Annotated in this window: 14 protein-coding genes; 8 read left to right on the top strand and 6 right to left on the bottom strand. The window is 37.2% G+C overall.

Annotated features, from left to right (window positions below; translation table 11 throughout):
• Nucleotides 1-639: 639 nt before the first annotated feature.
• Both ACS8MM_RS08865 and ACS8MM_RS08860 read left to right on the top strand, forming a co-directional pair.
• Nucleotides 640-3,831, top strand: coding sequence for a S8 family serine peptidase (locus tag ACS8MM_RS08865; RefSeq protein WP_379715471.1), 3,192 nt, complete (start codon nt 640-642; stop codon nt 3,829-3,831).
• Nucleotides 3,832-4,100: 269 nt separating this feature from the next.
• On the top strand, nt 4,101-4,517 hold the full coding sequence (locus tag ACS8MM_RS08860) for an OsmC family protein (protein ID WP_379715468.1): 417 nt from the start codon (nt 4,101-4,103) through the stop codon (nt 4,515-4,517).
• 74 nt (nt 4,518-4,591) lie between these two features.
• Here ACS8MM_RS08860 and ACS8MM_RS08855 read toward each other — a convergent pair whose 3' ends face one another.
• Nucleotides 4,592-5,563, bottom strand: coding sequence for a hydrogen peroxide-inducible genes activator (locus tag ACS8MM_RS08855; RefSeq protein ID WP_379715465.1), 972 nt, complete (start codon nt 5,561-5,563; stop codon nt 4,592-4,594).
• An 873-nt stretch (nt 5,564-6,436) separates the two neighbouring features.
• Between ACS8MM_RS08855 and ACS8MM_RS08850 the strand changes: the two genes are divergently transcribed.
• On the top strand, nt 6,437-6,856 hold the full coding sequence (locus ACS8MM_RS08850; RefSeq protein WP_379715462.1) for a hypothetical protein: 420 nt from the start codon (nt 6,437-6,439) through the stop codon (nt 6,854-6,856).
• 394 nt (nt 6,857-7,250) lie between these two features.
• Here ACS8MM_RS08850 and htpG read toward each other — a convergent pair whose 3' ends face one another.
• Nucleotides 7,251-9,137: a molecular chaperone HtpG gene (htpG, locus tag ACS8MM_RS08845; RefSeq protein WP_379715459.1), complete on the bottom strand. Its 1,887-nt coding sequence runs from the start codon at nt 9,135-9,137 to the stop codon at nt 7,251-7,253.
• A gap of 178 nt (nt 9,138-9,315) precedes the next feature.
• On the opposite strand from htpG, the gene ACS8MM_RS08840 reads away from it, so the two are divergent.
• The 3 genes from ACS8MM_RS08840 (at nt 9,316) to ACS8MM_RS08830 (ending at nt 11,528) form a co-directional block, all read left to right on the top strand.
• Nucleotides 9,316-9,795 (top strand): lipocalin family protein, encoded by a 480-nt coding sequence (locus ACS8MM_RS08840; protein ID WP_379715456.1) that lies wholly within the window; start codon nt 9,316-9,318, stop codon nt 9,793-9,795.
• Nucleotides 9,796-9,802: 7 nt separating this feature from the next.
• Nucleotides 9,803-10,498: an OmpA family protein gene (locus tag ACS8MM_RS08835; protein ID WP_379715453.1), complete on the top strand. Its 696-nt coding sequence runs from the start codon at nt 9,803-9,805 to the stop codon at nt 10,496-10,498.
• 94 nt (nt 10,499-10,592) lie between these two features.
• Nucleotides 10,593-11,528, top strand: coding sequence for an ABC transporter ATP-binding protein (locus tag ACS8MM_RS08830; protein ID WP_379715450.1), 936 nt, complete (start codon nt 10,593-10,595; stop codon nt 11,526-11,528).
• Between the two features lie 87 nt (nt 11,529-11,615).
• Here the strand turns inward: ACS8MM_RS08830 and ACS8MM_RS08825 are convergent, their stop codons facing one another.
• Together ACS8MM_RS08825 and ACS8MM_RS08820 are read right to left on the bottom strand one after the other, a co-directional pair.
• Entirely contained in the window at nt 11,616-14,030 is a 2,415-nt protein-coding gene (locus ACS8MM_RS08825) for a S9 family peptidase (protein WP_379715448.1), read from the bottom strand.
• Between the two features lie 67 nt (nt 14,031-14,097).
• Nucleotides 14,098-14,871 carry a TSUP family transporter gene (locus ACS8MM_RS08820; protein ID WP_379715445.1) on the bottom strand — a complete coding sequence of 258 codons (774 nt, stop codon included), beginning with the start codon at nt 14,869-14,871 and terminating at the stop codon, nt 14,098-14,100.
• A gap of 130 nt (nt 14,872-15,001) precedes the next feature.
• Between ACS8MM_RS08820 and ACS8MM_RS08815 the strand changes: the two genes are divergently transcribed.
• Nucleotides 15,002-16,009, top strand: coding sequence for a 3-oxoacyl-ACP synthase III family protein (locus ACS8MM_RS08815; protein WP_379715442.1), 1,008 nt, complete (start codon nt 15,002-15,004; stop codon nt 16,007-16,009).
• Nucleotides 16,010-16,012: 3 nt separating this feature from the next.
• The gene (locus ACS8MM_RS08810; RefSeq protein WP_379715440.1) at nt 16,013-16,633 is read left to right on the top strand and encodes a peptidylprolyl isomerase; all 621 of its coding nucleotides are present in this window, start codon (nt 16,013-16,015) and stop codon (nt 16,631-16,633) included.
• A gap of 50 nt (nt 16,634-16,683) precedes the next feature.
• Here the strand turns inward: ACS8MM_RS08810 and ACS8MM_RS08805 are convergent, their stop codons facing one another.
• Together ACS8MM_RS08805 and ACS8MM_RS08800 are read right to left on the bottom strand one after the other, a co-directional pair.
• Nucleotides 16,684-19,125 (bottom strand): TonB-dependent receptor domain-containing protein, encoded by a 2,442-nt coding sequence (locus ACS8MM_RS08805; protein WP_379715437.1) that lies wholly within the window; start codon nt 19,123-19,125, stop codon nt 16,684-16,686.
• 200 nt (nt 19,126-19,325) lie between these two features.
• Nucleotides 19,326-21,728, bottom strand: a complete 2,403-nt coding sequence (locus ACS8MM_RS08800; protein WP_379715434.1) for a TonB-dependent receptor domain-containing protein — start codon at nt 21,726-21,728, stop codon at nt 19,326-19,328.
• Nucleotides 21,729-21,769: the final 41 nt, after the last annotated feature.

Raw genomic sequence — 21,769 nt, 5'->3', positions numbered from 1 at the left:
CGTATAAGGTCGAGACACGTCAAATCACAATTCTGTACAGAGCGATTGTATTCAATCAAAAAGAGTGTACAAAATGAACTGTACACTCTTTAAGAACCTAACAATTAGAAATATGAACCTCCAATCATTTCAGTCCATTAAAGATACAAAAAATAAAGTCAAGTTCTGTAATTAAATTGATTTTATTTTTGATAATCAATCTGTTACAATGTATTTTGTTAAGTATTCAATAGAATGGCCCAATGCATTTCAACCAAAAAAGAGCATACAATATAATTTGCACACTCTTTAAAGACCAAAATAATCAGAAAGTGATGAACCATCAATTATTCAGATTTTATAAAGATACGCTAAATAAAAGTAAATGCAGCTTAAATAATGGTTTTATTTCGATCTAATTGCTTGACAATTAATTCAATACTTTGTTTTTCTCAGGAAAAATACCTTTCAAAAAAGGGGTTTATCCTCGGTATTCCTTTTTAAAGTGCTCCTAATTTTACTCCATTCTAATAAACTGGAAGCGAATGCGCATGGAGGAAGCCGAAAAGCCAGAAAAGAGTAGGTGTTACAATAAAAATTACACAAACGAATAAACAAACTAGAAAGAGTTGGGTAATTTTTCTTAAAGAATTTATGTTTATGAAAAATCGAAGTAGGATTAAGATTACGGTTGTTGATTTCAACAAAAAGCCGGTGAGTACCGCTGCGGTTTCCATTTCGAACAATCGAGAAGTAATTGCATTGCGTTTTGACAAGCAGGTTGGAGCGTATGTAACTGGGGAAATCAAGTCAGACCGGTATGTTATTACTGTTGCTGAAAAAAACTATGAAACACAAACAAGAAGCGTTTTTGTGGGGCAAAACGCCATTGATGAATTGTTTATTTTAGGCAAAAAAGGAATGCCATTTTACTATAGAGGTAACGTAAAAGTGCCATTTGAGCCGATTACAGAGTATTTCGGAGTGGCTGTTCAGGCCGATGAAGATAGAATGGTTGACCGACAGTTGAATGCTATTGCTCAACGCTACCAATTGCAACCGATGAAAGCCCACCGCAATTTGCTTAAAAACGGATTGGGTATGTTTGCTTATCCTAAGGGAGCATCGGAAGAAGAAAGACAAAAACTACTGGTCACCATTCAAAGGCTCAAAGGTGTTTTGTCTACGGGACCAATTTTAAAACAAAATGAGAAGAACGTTACCCTTTTGACGGATGAAATCATCGTTCGTTTTAAAGGTAGCGTAGCTGAAAGAGAAGTGAGAATGATTGCCAAGCGATTGGGGTTAACGATACTTAGAACGATTCCTTATGCTGGAAATGCCTACCATTTTAAAGTCCGTTCCGATGGCAATAGCTATAAAAGTCTGGAGATATGCGATCAATTGGTAGTGATGGACTTGGTGCATTATGCCGAGCCGAATTTGTTCCATACGTATGAAGAAGATGCCATTATACCAACTAATTTCTTATTTCCGGAGCAGTGGGATCATCCGTTGATCAATACACCCGATGCATGGCAAGTACTAAGTGATAATTTAGGCGCTTCACAACGTTTCGGAAGTCCGGATGTGGTAGTTGCGGTGGTTGACAGTGGCGTAAACACCAATCACCCGCAATTCAACGGTACGGTATCCAATGGGCAACCTAAGATGATTAATTCGTTCAATTTTGTCAGTATGGTAGCCAATAACAATGCGTTGGGCGGAAGTCACGGTACTTGTTGTGCCAGTGCTTCGGTAGGTTTTACCAATACCACTTCCGTAATGGGAGGTGTTCCTGACGGGAATGTTGGTGTTGCCGGAAACTGTAGGTTGATGGGTATCCGAAGAGGTGGAACAGAAGCAGATTATTCGGATATGTACATTTGGGTTGGAGGATTTGATCCGAATAGTGCCAGAATGGGATTCCCTACGCAATTGGCTCGAGGAGCAGATATTATCACCAGCAGCTATGGAGCAGGTTTTACAGCGCCTATATCCGGTTTTATGCAAGATGCTTTCGATCATTTGACGACTTATGGAAGAGGAGGAAAAGGAATTATCTTGACTTTTTCAGTAGGGAATTATGGATCCAATATTAATTTCCATTTGGAACGACCTTGGGCGGCTTATGAGAAAACCTTTGCTTGTGGTGCTTCAACATTGGCTAATGATGGAACGACTGAAATCATTTCGGCTTATAGTGGTTCAGGTACCTTATTGGATTTTTGTGCACCTAGCCATGACGCGTATGTTGGCGGTTTGCCGTTGCACAATCCTTCACAAAATTATGGAGCCATTACCGCTACGGTGCTTAACGGGGTGAGTGATGATGATGGAAATGTTCCTCGTAATAGAGAAAGTCAAACGACACTTTCTGCGGCGGCTGTGGCAGGTGCCACTTCGATTACTGTGGCTTCTGCAGCTGGTTTTGTCAATGGACAAGCTATTTTTATTGGTAATCCGACTATGAATGTTTCTCCTTCCGAAGCCAAAAGAATTACAGGGATTGCAGGGAATACAATTTCCTTTACACCGGCTTTGTTTAACAATAAAGCCAATGGAACCGCAGTATTGTTTGGGAACAGAGATTACAAGAACGGATTTGGTGGTACTTCGTATGCTACACCGGTTTGTGCCGGGGTTGCCGCTTTGATGTTATCGGTTAACAACAAACTGACATGGATTGAAGTTCGTGAAATTATGCGTGAAACGGCTACTAAAATCGATCCGGGTAATACTAATGCCGTTGGAAGATGGAAAGATACCATGAATAGAATTTCAACCGATCCGGGATATACTGGACCCTTTTTCAGTGAGTTTTACGGTTACGGCAGAATCAACGCCGCTTTAGCTGTGAGCACTGCGCATACTTATCCATCGTCACGAGATATCTTCGTGAGAGACAATATGGCCGATACGGGAGCAGGTGCCGCTTCTTCTCCACATTGGCATGGAGTTGATATCTGGGTACGAAACGCCAATGACGGCATTGCTCCGGCCAGTTATGCTACCAATGCCAATACGGTGCATCAGTCGCCAATAGCTGGACAAAACAACTATTTGAACGTACGTTATAAAAACAGAGGCACCGTCGTTTCGTATCCGTTTTATATCAGAACCTATATTGTGCATTATGCGGGAGCAGAGTTTATCTATCCGGATAATTTCATTCCGACGGTACGCCCGAATGGTGTTATTCCGAATCCGCTTACGTTTGGAACTTATCTGATTGGTGAGCAATTGGTTAATCCGGTGGCGGCAGGTGCCGATGGATTTATTACTTTAGAATGGACAGCCGATTTGATCCCGCCTGAAACAGTTCTTGTTGATGGTATTGCGGTGAAATGGCATCCGTGTTTGTTGGTGGAAGTATCACCACATGATGGATTTACACCAACAGGTAATCATGTTTGGGACGACAATAATTTGGCCCAAAAGAATATATCGATTGTGTATTCCGATTCCGGTGCAGACAACGCCAGCTTTATCATGTTGGGGAATGCTGCGAGAAGTAGATCCAAAAGTATCACAGTTGAGGTATTTCCGACGCCTAAAGTCAAAACGCCTTATTTCATCTATTTCCCGGATCCGAAAATAAATGAATACTTCCAGGCTTATGCGAAGCAGCATATTCGTGGAGCACGCGTTGAAATGTACAAGCGAAGAACTGTGGTTTGGATTGATCCTACCGTGAAAACTGTTTTTGAGATGCCAACTACAGGATTGATGCCAATGATTGTTGGACTAGGCAGGCAAAAGAGATTCCAGGAAGAGTTTGATTTGAATGTAATTCAGTATACAGGCAAGAAAGTTTCAGGTTCTTGTGGCGTTTCCTTCAGAAATAGATAATTTCCTTAAAAGTAGTTACAATCAGAAACCCTGTGAACCTAGTTTACAGGGTTTTGTTGGTTGGTAAAGTTGGAGAATATACTTTGCCGATTTTTGAAAACTCGATAAATGGGGAAACAGTTGTTCTTAGGTATGTGTTATAAATAAATTTAATAGGTGTAAAAAATTATTAATTTGATTTATAATAAGCGTCGTCCTAAATTTGTCTCATCAAATCAGGATAACGATTTGAATTCTAAAAAGATACTCATTTAAAAAAAAGTAAGATTATGAAATTTACAAGAAAAGCGAATGCCAATTGGAAAGGTACAGGAATGGAAGGAAAAGGAACCATTAGTACACAAAGCACTACTTTAGACAATGCGCAATTGTCGTTTAAAACCCGTTTTGAACAAGGAGTGGGAACTAACCCGGAAGAATTGGTTGCCGCAGCACATTCAGGCTGTTTTACCATGCAATTGAGTTTCCTTTTAAGCGAAGCTGGATTTACACCTGAGGATTTGAATACAGAGGCAAAAGTTACTTTTGAAGACGGTACCATTACCTTAATTCATTTAGAACTTACTGGGAAAGTTCCCGGAATTTCAGCAGAAGATTTTCAGAAAACAGCCCAAAAGGCTAAAGAAATCTGTCCGATATCTAAACTGTTGAATACAGAAATTACTTTGGCAGCGACTTTAGTATAATCGATGCATAAGCAAAAGTAAGCAGTTACTTCAGGATAATACAAAGCCCGGCATTGATGTCGGGCTTTTGTATGTTATAAAAACCGACTAACTGCTTTGGTGAAATAAGGCGAACCATTCCATTTGATTTTGCGGTAGGCGAAATCCTTTTTTAGATTCTCAGGGAGACAATTCCAAATGGCTTCATTCATTTTTTCAAGTAGTAGTTTTTTAGAGAAGGAGTCCGAAACAACCAGGCTGATTTCCCTTACCGGTTTGGGTTCTTTGAAAGGTTTGAAGAGACCTGTATTTTTTTCATTGAGGATAGAGAGCTCGGGTAGGATAGCGAAGCCTAATTGTGCTCGGACTAAATTTTTCAGTGTTTCTATAGAACTGATATCGTACGTAAATTGTTCTTTTATTTTCCCGGGATCTTTTATACCACAGATATCCAGCAGTTGGGCATTGTAGCAAAATTCACTTTGGAGTAATAGCAATTCGGTTTTGTCATTGGGCTGTAGTTCATAAAAATCGCTACCTGCCAAAGGATGTTCTTCGTTGAGGTAAGCCACAAAAGGTTCCCGGAATATTGGGTGTTCAATAAGCGCAGCATGTCCGGTAGGAGTGGCCATGATGGCTACATCGAGCGTTCCGTTTTCCACTTCTTTTAGTAATTGACCTGTATTGGCCTCTTTGATGATGAAATGCACTTTTGGAGCGGCTTTTTTCATGGCTTTGATGAACAAGGGAATGAGATATGGCGATAAAGTTGAGATAATACCCAGTTTCAGTTCGCCTTCCAACATATTTTTCTCATTGATCACAAAATCACGAATTTCATCAGCTTCTCTAAGGATTTTCTTGGCACGGTTGATTATCTCCACCCCGAGAACTGTTGGTGTAAGTGGTACTTTATTTCTGTCAAAAATTTTAATGCCTATTTCCTCTTCCAGATTTTTGAGTTGGATGGTTAAGCCGGGTTGAGTCACCATACAGACTTCCGCTGCTCTTGCAAAATGTCTTTCTTCATCTAAGGCCACTATGTATTTCAACTGTTGGAGTGTCATGGTTATAAATTTTATTTTATAAAGGTAAGAAAAGAACAATTTTATTTATGAGAAAAAGTCGGAGTGAAGCAATGGTTTTATAAAAGGAATCTCCATTAAACTCAATTTAAAAAAACATAGTACGTTAATGTTTTCCGTTTCACAAAGAATAGAAACAACAACATAAAAAGGTGTAGTTTTGTTTTTTTAGGTTTGTTTTGATTTTGATTGTGTGCACGGATTACAAATCCGCGCTATCTGGGTTTGAAAAATGATCTAGAGATTGTTTTGTTAGATTTTTTTTGATGTTATTTGCGTGCACGGATTACAAATCCGCGCTATCGGGTTTTTATAAAAGGAATCTCCATTAAACTCAATTTAAAAAAACATCGTACGTTAATGTTTTCCGTTTCACAAAGAATAGAAACAACAACATAAAAGGTGTAGTTTTGTTTTTTTTATGTATGCAGGTTTGGAAAATGATCTAGAGATTGTTTTTTTAGATTTGTTTTGATTTTGATTGTGTGCACGGATTACAAATCCGCGCTATCGGGGTGTATTTAGTTTTGAGGAGAGTAATGAATTTGTAGAGTTTCAGAAGAATACGTTAGATTTATTACGAAATAGAGATGTAAAAGAAATTTACAATTGTTTTAAAAATGGTATGCATCTAAAGAATACGAAAATTGATTTGGAACCAATAGGTCATCCAAGAATTATTTATGAAGTTAGCGTTTTTGCAAATAAGAAGTTTAATTTTTATAAAATTGATGCTAGGGATTATTTAATAAAAGGGTAACGGAGTTCTCGATAGCACAGATTTACTTCGTCAGGTCTCTGCGCTTGAGTGTAAATTCTTGATATATATATGTTCTTGAAATAAAAAAAATATAAATGAGTAGTAAAGAAATTAAGAAACTATTTATTTACGGAAGTATTGCACTAGTTTTAGGAGTGATAATTTATTTGTTTGCATTTTATCTATCGGTTATTGATTCTAAAGATGTTAAGATTGATGGGTACGTTTATGATGAGATTACTAAACAACCTATCAATGGAGCGACTGTGATAATTAATAATGAGCGATATGAAAGTGATAACGGAGTTTCCAATTATGACGAATATCTTGGACACGATGTTATTAAATTGATTACTGATAAATCAGGCCATTATTCGACAGTTATAGGGAAGAGTGCTTTTCTTTGGATAGATTTAGAAAAAGAGGGGTATCAAAATTCAAGTATTGATGGTCAATATTCATCAAAAACAATGGAGTATAAGACTTTTATGAAGAAAAAGGAATCTTCAAACTGATAATGGATTTACTACGTCAGTTCGCTACCCTCAGGTGTAATCAATCCCCACAAAGAATAGAAACAACAGCCAAAAAAAGCTGTGGCAAATAAAAATAAAAAAAATAGTTTGCCACAGGTTTTACTGTGGCAAAAATTTTTTAATTTAAAAAGTTGCCACGATTTTCGTGGCAACTTTTTTTTTAAATATTTTTTTGCCACAATAGTAAGAGAATGAAAAGTAATGCAAAACGATACTGCCTACAATGTTTTTCGTGCTACATAATAGAGCTACAACCATAAAATGGTGGTTTTTTTTGAAAACTATTTAGGCCACAAGTAGGTAAAGCTGACAAGGGTGAAAACAAAAAACCTGCAAGTCTCCCTGCAGGTTTTTTTAAGATGTTTTGAATTGCTTATTTCAAAGTTTCGAAACTGCGTTTTACAAAAGAGGTCAGTTCTTCTCCTTTTAGTAAACCTTGGGATAATTTTGCCAAGTCCAAAGCTTGTTTTACCAAATCGGCTTTTGTTGCTTCATTTTCAGTGTTTAAAATCACTGAGGCCAAATCGGAATTCGTATTGACCACCAAATTGAACATGTCCGGGAAATTCCCCATGCCAAACATTCCGCCGCCGCCTGTAGCACTCATTTCTTTCATACGACGCATGAATTCGGGTTGTGTAATCATGAAAGGTGCCAAGTTACTATCCATGGCTTCCAATTGAACAGTATAGTTTTCCTTTGGAACCGTGTTTTCAATAATTCCTTTAAGGGTTTCCTTTTGTTCGTCTGAAAGTTTCGAGATTTGCGTGTCTTCTTTCTGGATTAGTTTGTCAATATGATCGGCATCGACACGAGCAAACGTTAAATTCTCGTTATCCGATTCCAACTTCTGAATCAAGTGCGATACAATTGGAGAATCCAACACGATGACTTGATAGCCTTTGTCTTTGGCGATGTCGATATAGCTGTGTTGTGCTTCTTTATCGGAAGCATACAATACAACCACTTTACCGTTTTTGTCGGTTTGATTGGCTGTAATCGCCTCTTTTAACTCTTCAAGAGTATAGTATTTGCCTTCCGTTGAAGGATACAGTGCAAAAGCGCCGGCTTTCTCGTAGAATTTCGGTTCTGAAAGCATTCCGTATTCCAGTACCAACTTAATGTCGTTCCATTTGGCTTCGAAATCCTCACGGTTTTCATTGAACAACGATTTTAGTTTGTCGGATACTTTTTTAGTAATGTAATTCGAGATTTTCTTCACATTACCGTCGGCTTGTAAATACGAACGGGAAACGTTCAACGGAATGTCCGGAGAATCCACCACACCTTTCAACATCATTAGGAATTCTGGTACAATTCCATCTACGTTGTCAGTAACAAATACCTGATTTTGGTACAATTGAATTTTGTCTTTTTGAATTTGGATATTATCGCCCAATTTCGGGAAGTACAAAATACCGGTCAGGTTGAACGGATAATCCACATTCAGGTGAATGTTGAATAGCGGTTCGTCAAACTGCATTGGATACAATTCGCGGTAGAAATTTTTGTAGTCTTCATCGGTCAACTCTGTTGGTTGTTTTGTCCAAGCTGGAGTAGGGTTGTTGATGATATTGTCTACATCGATAAATTCTGTTTTGTAATCGTCACCTGCGTCTTCGGGTTTTGGTAACGCTTCTTTTTTGGTACCGAATTTAATAGGCACCGGCATGAATTTGTTGTATTTGGTTAACAATTCACGGATTTTGAACTCTTCCAAGAATTCTAAAGAATCGTCTGCAATATGTAAAATGATTTCGGTTCCTCGTTCAGTTTTGGTATGAGGTTCCAAAGTGAATTCCGGACTACCATCGCAAGTCCAGTGAGCGGCAGGTTCGTCTTTGTGGGATTTGGTGATGATTTCCACTTTATTGGCTACCATGAAAGCGGAGTAAAATCCTAATCCGAAGTGACCAATGATACCTGAATCTTTGGCAGAATCCTTGTATTTCTCTAAGAATTCTTCGGCGCCAGAAAAGGCTACCTGGTTGATGTATTTTTCTACTTCTTCTGCGGTCATCCCCAAACCTTGGTCAATGATATGCAACTTTTTATTTTCCTTGTCGATTTTTACCTCGATGATTGGGTTGCCATATTCTACTTTAGCTTCACCAATGCTGGTCAGATGTTTTAGCTTTAGTGTGGCGTCGGTAGCATTGGAAACCAATTCGCGAAGGAAGATTTCATGGTCGCTGTATAAAAACTTTTTGATTAAGGGAAAGATGTTTTCTACTGAAACATTAATTTTTCCTGTTGTCATAGTATTTGAGATTTTATTAGTAAATTTATTATCCTTTTATCTGTCAAAAGAAATACCAAACCCATTCGTAATGACAAATTGACCGATTGCAATTCTATAATTAATAAGAAAAATTATATAAGCAGAATTGAATAGACAATTGTAACTTTGTACAGAATCAAATCAAATACATGCAAACATGAAGAAAGTAATTCTATTTTTAGGCATAACGCTATCATTATTCAGCTGTAAGGTAAAAGATGCTGCCACTTCCACTTCGGTAGACCGACGCGCTCAAGTTGCTATTAAAGGAAATTGGACGTTAACGGATGTTAGCTACCCTGGGGAAGAAGTGATTAAAGTAAATTCTTTTCAGATAGCGGATAGTCAGTGTTTTGAAGGGAGTCAATGGACTTTCGTTTCGAATAATGATTCCGGAAAAATGGCCATTGAAAAAGCGGGTTGTCCTCAGTTCAGTTCGAATATCAAATGGTTTGTGAATAAGGACCAGCAGTTTGTTTTAAAAATGTTGGATGCAGGTGATAAGGCCAGAAAAGTAAAAGAGGGATATATATTGTTGCTTAGAAGTCAAACCATGGAAACGTTTCAGTTGGTGGATAAAGTAAATATTGGTGGTAAAAACACCGAAATTGTATACCTATTCAGAAAAAATAAATAAGAAGATCATGAGAAAATCAATCGTATATATGTCAGTGTCACTATTTCTAACAGGAATGGTTTTGACAAGTTGTGAGTCTATAAAAAATGCCAATAATACCCAAAAAGGAGCGGCCATTGGCGCTGTTGGAGGTGCGGTTGTTGGTGGAATTTTGGGCAATAATATAGGTAAAGGTGGAAATGGTGCTTTGGGAGCTGTACTTGGTGGAGTTGTTGGTGGCGTTGTTGGTGGTGTAATCGGGAACAAAATGGACAGACAGGCTAGAAGTATCAGTGAATCCTTACCAGGTGCTAAAGTGGAAAGAGTTGGAGAAGGAATTAAACTGACATTGGGTGAGAACTCGGTGAATTTTGATTTCAATAAAGCAACACTAACGCCTAAAGCGAAAGCCAATTTGGATAAATTGGTGCCGGTTTTTAAAGAATATGCCGATACGGATATTAAAATTTATGGGTATACCGATAGTAAAGGAGCTGACGATTACAACTTGAAATTGTCGGAGCAAAGAGCGAATGCGGTGAAAGGGTATTTGGTAGCCAAAGGGGTAAAATCTTCGCGTTTCAATATTACTGGAATGGGTGAAAATGACCCAATTGCTTCTAATGAATCGGATGCCGGACGTGCAGAAAACCGCCGTGTGGAGTTTGCCATTACTGCCAATGAAAAAATGGTGGAAGATGCAAAGAAAGAAGCAGGGAAATAATTGAAAAAAAAATACAAATTTGTTGAAAAAAGCTGTTCGTTGGAACGGCTTTTTTATTGGCTTAGTTTGTAGCTTTGTAATCTAAATTTTGACTATGCTTCAAATTGATAATATATCCTTCGGTTATACCGAAAAAAGAATAATTCACAATATCAGCTTTTCGATTGAAAAGGGACAAAATATCGCACTTCTGGGGGAAAGTGGTTGCGGAAAGAGTACTTTGTTGAAATTGATCTATGGTTTGCATGATCTTGACGAAGGGAAAATTACTTGGAATGATAAGTTGGTCACCGGACCCAAGTACAATTTGGTACCCGGAATGGATTACATGAAATTTATGGCGCAGGATTTCGGTCTAATGCCGTATGAAACCGCTGGCGAAAGTGTGGGGAAATATTTATCCAATGCGTTTCGAGCGATTAAAAAATTGCGCATTGAGGAACTTTTGGATTTGGTAGAAATGACCGAGTTTACTAGAACTAAAGTAAATTTATTGAGTGGTGGTCAGCAACAACGTATTGCTTTGGCAAGGGTATTGGCGCTAGAGCCTGAAATTTTGCTGCTGGATGAACCGTTTAGCCACATCGACAACTTCCGAAAAAATGCTTTGCGCCGTAATCTGTTTGCTTATTTGAAAAGTCGCGGTATTACAGTAATTGTTGCTACACACGACAGTACTGATGCGCTTTCGTTTTCGGATGAAACCATGATCATGAAAGATGGACAATTGTTGGTGAAAGCGCCTTCGAAACAGATTTATGGCAATCCCGCATCGAAATATATTGCTTCACTTTTTGGTGAAGTAAATGAATTGATAATGAATAAAGATGGAAAGTCTGAAACTATTTTAGTTTATCCACACCAATTGAAAATCTGTGAAAACGGTCCGCTGAAAGTAACTGTAAAGCAGTGTTATTTCAAAGGGAATCATTATTTGATTAAGGCAGCTTTCAACGGTCGTCCGTTGTTTTTTCAACATGAAAAAGAATTGGAATTGCAATTGGATGTGACTTTGGAAGTAAAGCGGTAAGCTAAATTAATTGAGATTCCTACTGCTGATTATTCAATAGTACAATAAAAAAGCCTCATACAATGAGGCTTTTTTAATCTTATGAAATTAATTCTTCAAATATTTGTCTAAGAATTGCTCTTGTTCCCATAATAAATGGAAGATGTTTTCTTTGGCAGCATATCCATGGGATTCCTTCGGAAGGATTACCATTCTTACCGGAGCGCCCAAACCTTTTAAAGCTTGGAAGTAACGTTCTGTTTGTAAGGTGAAGGTACCCGGATTGTTGTCAGCCTCACCATGTACCAAAAGCATTGGTGTTTTCATTTTATCGGCAGTCATGAAAGGAGACATTCCGTTGTAAATTGCAGGAACTTCCCAATAATTGCGCTGTTCACTTTGGAAACCAAATGGAGTTAGTGTTCTGTTGTAAGCACCACTTCGGGCAATACCACACGCAAATAAATTAGAGTGTGTCAACAAGTTGGCTGTCATGAACGCCCCATAGGAATGCCCACCCACAGCAACTTTTTTGCGATTGATGTATCCTAAGTTGTCCAAGGCATCGATAGCGGCTTCTGCATTCGATACCAATTGCGGAATGAAAGTGTCGTTCGGTTCTGTTTTTCCTTCACCAATAATAGGGAATGAAGCATCATCCAATACTGCATAACCTTTGGTTACCCAGTAAACGAATGAACCATAGTAAGGGAATGTAAATTCGTTCGGGTTTTTATTGTTTTGTCCCGCAGAGTTTTTGTCTTTGAATTCTTCAGGATATGCCCAAATTAATAGGGGTAATTTTTCTTTTTTGGCAGTTCGGTCGTAACCTACCGGTAAATATAATGTTCCTGACAATTCTACACCGTCTTTGCGTTTGTATTTGATTACTTCTTTGTATACATTTTTGATACTTTCGAAAGGATTTTTAAAAGTCGTGATTGGAGTGATTTTATCCTTCGCTTTAATGTTTCGGAAATAGTAATTCGGGAAATCTGTTTTCGATTGAATTGATACTAAAACGTCTCCTTTTTTGAAATCTTCAATGGATAAAATTTCCTCCTTTTTGTCTTTATAAGTACTTTGGTACAAACGTTTTGATTTCAGCGTTTTTAGGTTGAATTCATCCACAAAAGGGAATTGACCGTCTTTGGTATATCCGTCGCCAATCAAAAAAGCATTGTCATTTTCGATGGCCAATACCTGACGACCGTATTGGTTTTTAATGGTTTCAAAATTCCCGGGATCCGAATAAATGTCCTGTTGGTTTCGGTCGCTTATAACAGTTGGCGTTGTTCCCGGTTGTGAAGGGTTGAATAAATAAGTTTTGATGTTTCGGGTATCGTACCAGTTATCATAAGCAATTGCAGTGGTGCTGTTACCCCAAATAATCCCGCTATAACGTTGTGGAGTTTTCAAAATCGAAACGGGTTTGTCTTTGAAAGGTGCTTTCCAGGTGAATAGTTCATCTCTGAAATCCACTTTGTTCGCTGGATCTCCTTCGTCTAGCGCTTCAACAAAGAATAAAGTTGAAGGTTCGTCATTTCTCCATGCAATTGAACGCTTTCCTTTTCTAACCGCCATAAAACCTTTAGGCATCACTTCTGCCAATGGTGCTTCATGGATTAATTGAACCGGGTTACCGTTCAAATCAAATACTTCTACAGTAATTGGGAAACGACCTAATGGAACAATGTAGGAAAACGGTTTTTTTAAAACGTTGGTTAGTAAATAATTTCCGTCGGGTGAAAATGATTCGTTCAAATACCAATTGGCTTTTTTGAATAATGAGGAAGAACCGTCCAAATTAACTTTATAATATTCCGAAGTGACTAAATTTTCAAAATTAGCTTCATCGGTTGGGTTTTTTAATAAATCTTGATATGTTCTGTTTTGGGATACTTTTCCATCTGCAGTTGAAACAATCGGACCTTTTGGTAATTCTTTTTTAGCATCGATTAGAGCCGGTCTGTTTTTGATCAGCTGTTTCACCAAAATGCTTTTCCCATCTCTGAACCAGTTGATTGGTGATCCGGTGTTGGCGTTCAAAGTAGCATCGGTTAGTTTTTTGGCTGTTGCCGTTGCAATATCCAGTAACCAAAGTTCTACTCCGGTTGCGGTGGTATTAGTAAAAGCTACTTTGGTTTCGTCCGGAGACCAATTCAAATAGGCAATTTTTGGATTTTGCGGAAGTCCGGTTACTTGTGTTTCTACTTTGTCTTTGATTTTTCGAACCTTGATGTTGTTGGTGTAGGTCAGCGTACTCGAGATATTGGTTACGGGATTAATACGTAATCCACCCAAGCGCATTTCGTCCTGATTCAAGTCGTCTAATGTTTTGTAAGTGTCACGATAGGTAAGCAACATATACTGTTTTTTGGTATCCATAGTAACCGAAGGCGCTCTTTCGAAATCAGCCAGTGTTAGTATGGGTGCGGAAGGTTTTTGGTAGGTCACATTTTCTTGTGCACTACCAACATGACTTGCAATTAGAAAGCAAGCGGAAAAAAGTAGTTTTCTCATAAATAGGTTCTTCTATGGTATAAAAATAGGTGGAGAAATTTTATTCGATAAGTTCGTTAACAAATTTTTATATAATTCCTGCCATCATTAGTATTCCAAAGACCAATAATGTTACACCAACTATAGTTTGGACTAGGGTAATGGTCGTTTTTTGTAATAGTTTGTTTCCGAAATATACGCCTATGAATGCCGAAAGTGATGCTAAACCTAACAAAGTGAAGTCAAGTTCAACCTCGTTGCGAATAATTTTAGGGATATAAATACTCAAACGAGAAACGTCCACGAGACAGGCAATTACAACTCCAGTGGCAACAAATGCCTCTTTTGATAAACCAGCACGGATTAAAAATGCACTTCGCAAGGCACCCTGATGGCCGGATAATCCTCCGAAAAACCCACTTAAAACACCACCAATCGGTAAATGTTTTTTATCGAATTCCAGATTTTTAAGTTGTGGAATCACATCGAATAGTGCGAATACAATCAACAGTAAGCCAATGATTAGTTTAATGGCTTTTATTTCAATTAGATGGGTATTAAAATAATAAGAATAAATAGGAGGAAGGTGGCTTAGCAAACTTAATAGATAAGCACCTAAAAAAGAAAAAAGAATTGCTGGAATTCCGAATTTCAGAACGGTAGTTTTATCGGCGCTTTTACCAAAAAGAACTAATTTGAAGGTGTTGTTCATAAAATGAACCAATGCAGTAAGTACTACAGCTATTTCAATCGGAAAAAACAATCCGAAAACAGGTAATAGAAGCGTTCCCAATCCGAAACCGGAGAAAAGTGTCAATCCGGCACCAAATAAAGCGACAAGACAAATGATGAGGTATTCCATATTCTTTTACTAATCTTTTTCAAATATAATAGTATTACAATTGTCAATTCGGAAATTTTGTGTATTTTGTATTGTTAATTTTTGCATTAAACGTAAATTTGCAGACTATTTTTAATTAATAAATAAAAAGATGTATCATTCAAAGATAACAGGATTAGGCTATTACGTTCCGGACAATGTAGTGACAAATGATGATTTGTCTAAAATAATGGATACGAATGACGAATGGATTCAGGAACGCACCGGTATTAAAAGAAGAAGACACGTAAATACAGCCGAAGACACCACTACTTCAATGGGTGTTAAAGCAGCTCAAATTGCCATCGATAGAGCAGGTATAGCAAAAGAAGATATTGATTTTGTCATTTTTGCCACGTTAAGTCCCGATTATTATTTTCCTGGGCCGGGTGTGTTAGTGCAAAGAGATTTGGGCTTAAAGACTGTTGGTGCATTGGATGTACGTAATCAATGTTCGGGTTTCGTGTATGCAATTTCTATTGCCGATCAATATATCAAAACGGGTATGTATAAAAATGTCTTGGTGATTGGTTCCGAAGTACATTCTAGAGGATTGGATTTCACTACCCGTGGTCGTGGAGTTTCGGTTATTTTCGGAGATGGAGCGGGAGCGGCAATTTTATCAAGAGAAGAAGATACTACCAAAGGTATTTTATCAACACATTTGCATTCCGAAGGACAACATGCTGAGGAATTGGCATTGATTGCTCCAGGAATGGGTAAACGTTGGGTATTGGATATTTTGAAAGATAACGATCCTAATGACGAAAGTTATTATCCTCATATGAACGGACAGTTTGTATTCAAGAATGCAGTGGTTCGTTTCAGTGAAGTGATTATGGAAGGTTTACAAGCGAATAATCTTCAGGTTTCGGATATCGATATGTTGATTCCGCATCAGGCGAATTTGAGAATCTCTCAATTCATCCAACAAAAATTCCAATTGACAGACGACCAAGTATACAACAATATCATGGAATATGGTAATACCACTGCGGCGTCTATTCCTATTGCTTTGACGGAAGCTTGGGAACAAGGAAAAATAAAAGAAGGAGATACAGTGGTATTGGCGGCTTTCGGATCAGGTTTTACTTGGGCGAGCGCCATTATTAAGTGGTAATTGATGAAAAAACCTTTCATTGCTTTAGCTTTTTTAGTGCTGGGTTGCGGAAAACCTTCATTCAGTACAAAATGGATGGATGAAAAAGCGCCGGAAACGTTTCAGGCGCGTTTTGAATCTTCCCAAGGTGATTTTGAAGTTGAATTTACTAGAGATTTGTCACCGAAAGCGGTCGATCGAATTTATCAGCAAATCAACCATAAATTTTATGATGGAATTGTTTTCTACCGAGTTGTTCCAAATTTTGTAGCGCAGTTTGGTCATATGGATTCGACCGCAACGGCAAACAATTGGGACCGCTATAAAGTAGAAGACGAACCAGTGAAAGGTAGTAATGTGAAAGGAACGATTAGTTATGCGCGTTCTGGGCCGAATTCAAGGGGTAATCATCTGTTTATCAATTTAAAAGATAATAAACGGTTGGATACGGTAGCCTTTAATAGAGTAAAAGGTTTTCCAACATTGGGTAAAGTAACCAAAGGAATGGAGGTTGTCGAAAAACTCTATTCGGGTTATGGGAATGAAACAATGAATGTTTACGATACTTTAGCAGTGAAACGAAAAGAATTTATGAAGAAGTTTCCAAAATTAGACTCGATTAAAAAAGCGTACATAGTGAAATAAAAAAAACCTCGATAATCGAGGTTTTTTTATGGGTTGTATTCAAGTTGGTTTTAGAATAGTCCTCCGCCACCGCCTTGTGTTTCGTTTTGATCACGTTGCTTGCGTTGTAATGCTCTGTTTTTTCCACCACCGAAGTTGTAGTTGATACCAGCATAGAATGTTTGACTTTCCCAGTAAAATGCTCCGTATTGTCTGTAAGGAATTTTTCCATCGAAGGCAAAACGCATATTTTCGAAAATATCGTTGTAACGTAACGTGATGGTTCCTTTTCCTTTAAGGATGTTGTAAGTGGCACCGATATCAGCTTTGTACATTGATTTTCTTTCACCTTGTAAGCTAATATCACGGCCTCTGAACATACCAAATAATTGGAAACGTAGGTTTTTACTTGCTGTGAATGTGTTGTTCATTCTAGCATTGAAAGTGGTAACATCAATTTCTTTTCTTTCGTATTCTTCCGTAATACCATTTTGCACGATACCTCTCACTATTTTGAAATACGAGTCGGCACTGATGTTTGCTCCCCACCATTTAGTGAATTTTAAATTGGCAGAAGCCTCAATACCATACGCATTGTTGTCTTTGAAATTATCCCAAGATAAAATTCTTCGGTTGATATTGTTCGGATCTATGTAGGTTACTCTAGAGATTTCATCATTGATTCTTCTGTAAAAAACGCCTGTAGTTACGGTTCCTAGTTTCATAGTACGCGTATAATTCAATTCGAATGAGTTAGTGAACTGAGGAACCAAAGCTGGATTACCTCTAGATTCAATAGTAGGAGTAGTCCATTCGCGAATTGGATTGATTTGTCCAATACTTGGTCTGTCTACTCTTCTTGAATAATTCAGATTGAATGAGTTTTTTTCGTTTGGAGTATAATTGATGAATGCCGAAGGATAAATAGTAAAGATATCGTCTTCTACTTTTCTTTGATCATTTTCGGTAGGTTCAGTTGAAACCGTTTCGAAATCGGCGTCCAAATTGTATATTTCAGCTCTAAATCCTAACTGTGCACTCCATTTGTCCCATTTTTTACTGTAATTGGTATATAAAGCATGAATATCTCTTTTGAATGAGAACTCGTTTTCTGCTAAATAACCAGGTGTACGAGTATTGTCGAAATCACTTGAAGTGTCTTGGAATCGTGATTCGTATCCAATTTCCAATTTCGTTTTTTCCGTTAACGGATTGGTATAATCGATATTGAATTGAGTATAATTGGTTTCCGTTTGAATATCGTTGGTGGTGAATGAAGTTTCCGCTGGATCTGTAAAGGTGTCTACATAATCTGTATTTTCTTCATTGGTGGTATTTGAAAAGTTGGCTTGAAACTCGATGTTCTCTCCTTTTTTATCGAAATCGTGTTTGAAAACTAAATCATAAGTTTGATTTTTATTTTCGTTTTCATTGATTGAAGTTTGAAAAGAATCGCGATTTGCTGGGTTAGTCAAATAATCAACTTCAGTTTCACTGTTACCATCTAAATGGGTTAAATTTTGATTGGTATAAGCGGATAGCGTATTTTTTTCGTCAATATAGTAATCGATTCCAATTTTAAACAAATGGGAATTGTTTTTATTACGGAATCTGAAATCTTGCTCGCTTTCTTTTGATGGGTTTTCTGAATTCACAAATCCGTGGTTAGCATTCAAACCGTGGTTGAAACCATAATTGGTGTACAAATTTACTTTACCCACTTTATAATTCAAGTTTAGAGCCGAGTTGGTTTTTGGTGTGATACCAAAAGTTACACCGGTATTAATGCTTCCATTAAAACCTGTATTCGCATTTTTATGTAAAATAATGTTGATGATACCACTCATTCCTTCCGGATTGTATTTGGCAGATGGATTGGTGATCAATTCCACTTGTTTGATTGAAGAAGATGGAATTTGTTGTAATAATTGACCTACTTCAATGTTAGAAGGTTTTCCATCAATCAATACTCTTACATTGCTGTTTCCGCGCAAAGAGATTTCTTTGGTTTGAGCATCCACACTTAATGTTGGAATGTTGTTCAGCATTTCGGAAGCTGTAGTTCCCGATGCCACTAAATCTTTACCTACGTTAACTACTTTACGGTCTATTTTCTGTTCGATGGTCGAACGTTCTTTTACAATAGAAACTTCGTTAAGTTGAGTTGCTTCTTCTTCTAATGCAATCGTTTTTAACGCAATCGATTTATCGCTTTCTGAAAGGGTAAATGATGCCGTGTATTTTTTGAAGCCAATATATTGTACTTCAACAGTAAGTTGCTTTAAAGGAAGATTCCCTACGGTGAAACTACCGTTGTCTTTTGTAATTCCTCCGGAAATAACTTTTCCTTCATCTCTTACCGAAATGGTTGCATAAGGAATAGGTTCGCCGGTTTTCTTTTCGATTACCTTACCGTTGATACTACCCGGAAGTAATGAGGTAGGTGCGGAAGTTTGTGCATGCAAATTAGTCAACTGCACTAATAAGCAAATGATTAAAATTTTAAATTTCATCGTTAAAATAAGTTTGATTACGATTGATGATTGATTTTTTGTGTTTTGGAAAGTAAAATCGGTGACAAATTTACAATCTAGTAGACACTGACGAACACGGTTTGTTACAGTTTTAAGAAATGTTTAACATGCTAAAAAAGAAAATCCCCTGAAGTAAAAACTCCAGAGGACAATCAACTAATTAACCAAACCCAATATTTTTAGAACATTCCGCCTCCTTTTGATTCGTTTTGTTCTCTTTGTTTGCGTTGTAACGCTTTATCTTTTCCACTTCCGAAATTGTAGCTGAAGTTCACGTTGACTGTTTGGTTTTCCCAACGGAACTGTCCATTGATTTTCGCCGGATCTTCACTGTTAAAACGTTCACGCATAATATCGAAAATATCATTGTAACGTACACTCACTGTTCCTTTTCCTTTTAAAACATTCAAACGTGCACCTAAATCGGTTTTCCACATGCTTTTATTTGAAAATTGTAAATGTCTTGCTCCGCCTCTGTACATGGTAAACCAGATCAATCGGAAATCTTTGGTTACTTTGAACGTGTGGTTCATTCTTGCGTTGAATAAAACAGCATTGATTTCTTTGTCTACTAAATCACCATTACGGTCTTCAATGATTCCTTTATTGTTTTTAAAATAACTGTCCACACCAAAGTTTACATTCCACCATTTGTCGAAATCTAAGTTTCCTGAAACTTCCACACCATATTCTGTGTTGTGATCGAAATTGGTAAAAGTTAAAAGACTTTTATTAGCATCGTAAGGATTTGTAGTTAAAACCTGTGATATATCATCTTTAATGTATCGGAAGAAAACTCCGGATGTGATCGAACCCATTTTTACTTTTCGGGTGTAATTTGCTTCAATTGAGTTGGTAAATTGTGGCTTCAATTCTGAATTACCAATTTGTTCTACGGTTGGTCCGCTCCATTGTCTAATTTCATTTACCTGTTGCATGTTGGGTCTGTCCACTCTTCTTGAATAATTGAAATTGAATGAATTGTTTTCAGAAGGGGTGTAGGTTACAAATGCCGATGGATATACTGTGAAAATATAATCTTTGAAATGATCATCAGCCTGACCTGCTTTTTTGAACGTACCATTCACGTCATAGCTTTCGAAGCGTAAACCCAATTGATAGTTCCATTTTCCAATTTGGCTACTGTAATTGGTGTACGCCGATTGAATATTTCTGTTGAATTCAAAATCGGAATCGAACGTGTTATTGTTTACGAATCTGTTTGTTGTTCCGTCAATTCTGCTTTCTAATCCTAATTCAATTTTTGAAGTTTCTGATAACGGACTTGTATAATCAACATTGGCTATAAAATTCGTACCGTCTTTAGTTACATCATTTGTTTTGGTTAAGTTGTTGTTCTCATCTCTGAACTCACTGTCTTCAGGACTTTTACTCAAATTGTAATTCAATTCAATATCTAAAGTTCTTTCTGGTTTTTCAAATTGATGTTTGTAGGCTAAATTGTAGGTCTGGTCTTTGTCTTTTGATCTTGCTGTTTGTATTTGAGTGACATCGCTAGACGCACCGGTAATGTAATCGATTCGGTTTCCAAAAACCATAGAAGGATTTGCAAATGACTGTATCGTATAAAAAGATAATGTGTTTTTGTCGTTGATATAAAAATCTACACCCGATTTTGTGAAATGATTTTTGTTGAATTCTCTGATGTCAAAATAGGCATCATAATTATCGATATTGTCATAATTTCTCCACTGAATTTTACCACTGTTGATGAATTTACCGTGGTTCAAAGCGTAATTGGTGTAAAAGTTAAATTTGTTTACTCTGTAATTCAAATCGATTGAACCATTGAATTTTGGGGCTTTACCAAAAGTAGTTCCAGTATTTAAGCTTCCGTTAAAACCTAATTTTGCGTTTTTATTCAATACAATATTAATGATACCGCTCATTCCTTCCGGATTGTATTTTGCTGAGGGATTGGTAATTAATTCAATTTGTTTGATTGACGTGGAAGGGATTTGTTGCAGAGCTTGGTAAGCAGTTAGGTTGGAAGGTTTTCCATTGATGAAGATTTTTACGTTTTCGTTTCCTCTTAAACTTACTGTGTTGTTTTGTTGATCGATAGATACCGAAGGTATATTGTTCATGATTTCTGCAGCCGTAGCTCCTGCCGAAACTAAGTCTTTACCAACGGTAATTACTTTTCGATCAAGTTTTTGTTCTACTGATGATTTTTCACGTACAACACTTACTTCGTTAAGCATTTTGGCTTCTTCTTCAAGTAAAATGTTCTTTAGATTTAGAGATTTGTTATCGTTATCTAAAGTTATCATGGTTTCGTATTTTTTATAACCCATAAAAACTACTTCAACAGATAATGATTTTAATGGTAAATTTCCGATTGAGAAACTTCCGTTGTCTTTGGTCATACTTCCGGTAATCACTTTACCGTCCTCTTTAATGGTTACAGAAGCATACGATAAGGGTTCATTGTTTTTTTTATCGATAACCTTTCCACTAATAGTTCCTTGAGCCAATGGGTTTGACGGAGGAGTGGAAGTTTGTGCTTGTAAACTGGCAATTTGTGCCAATAAACAAATGATGATTGCTTTTAATCTCATGATTTTAAATTTGATTGATGATGATTTATGGGACAAATGTA

This window comes from Flavobacterium sp. MAHUQ-57 (assembly GCF_051908335.1).
Taxonomy (GTDB): Bacteria; Bacteroidota; Bacteroidia; order Flavobacteriales; family Flavobacteriaceae; genus Flavobacterium.
This window is presented reverse-complemented; position numbering and strand designations above follow the sequence as displayed.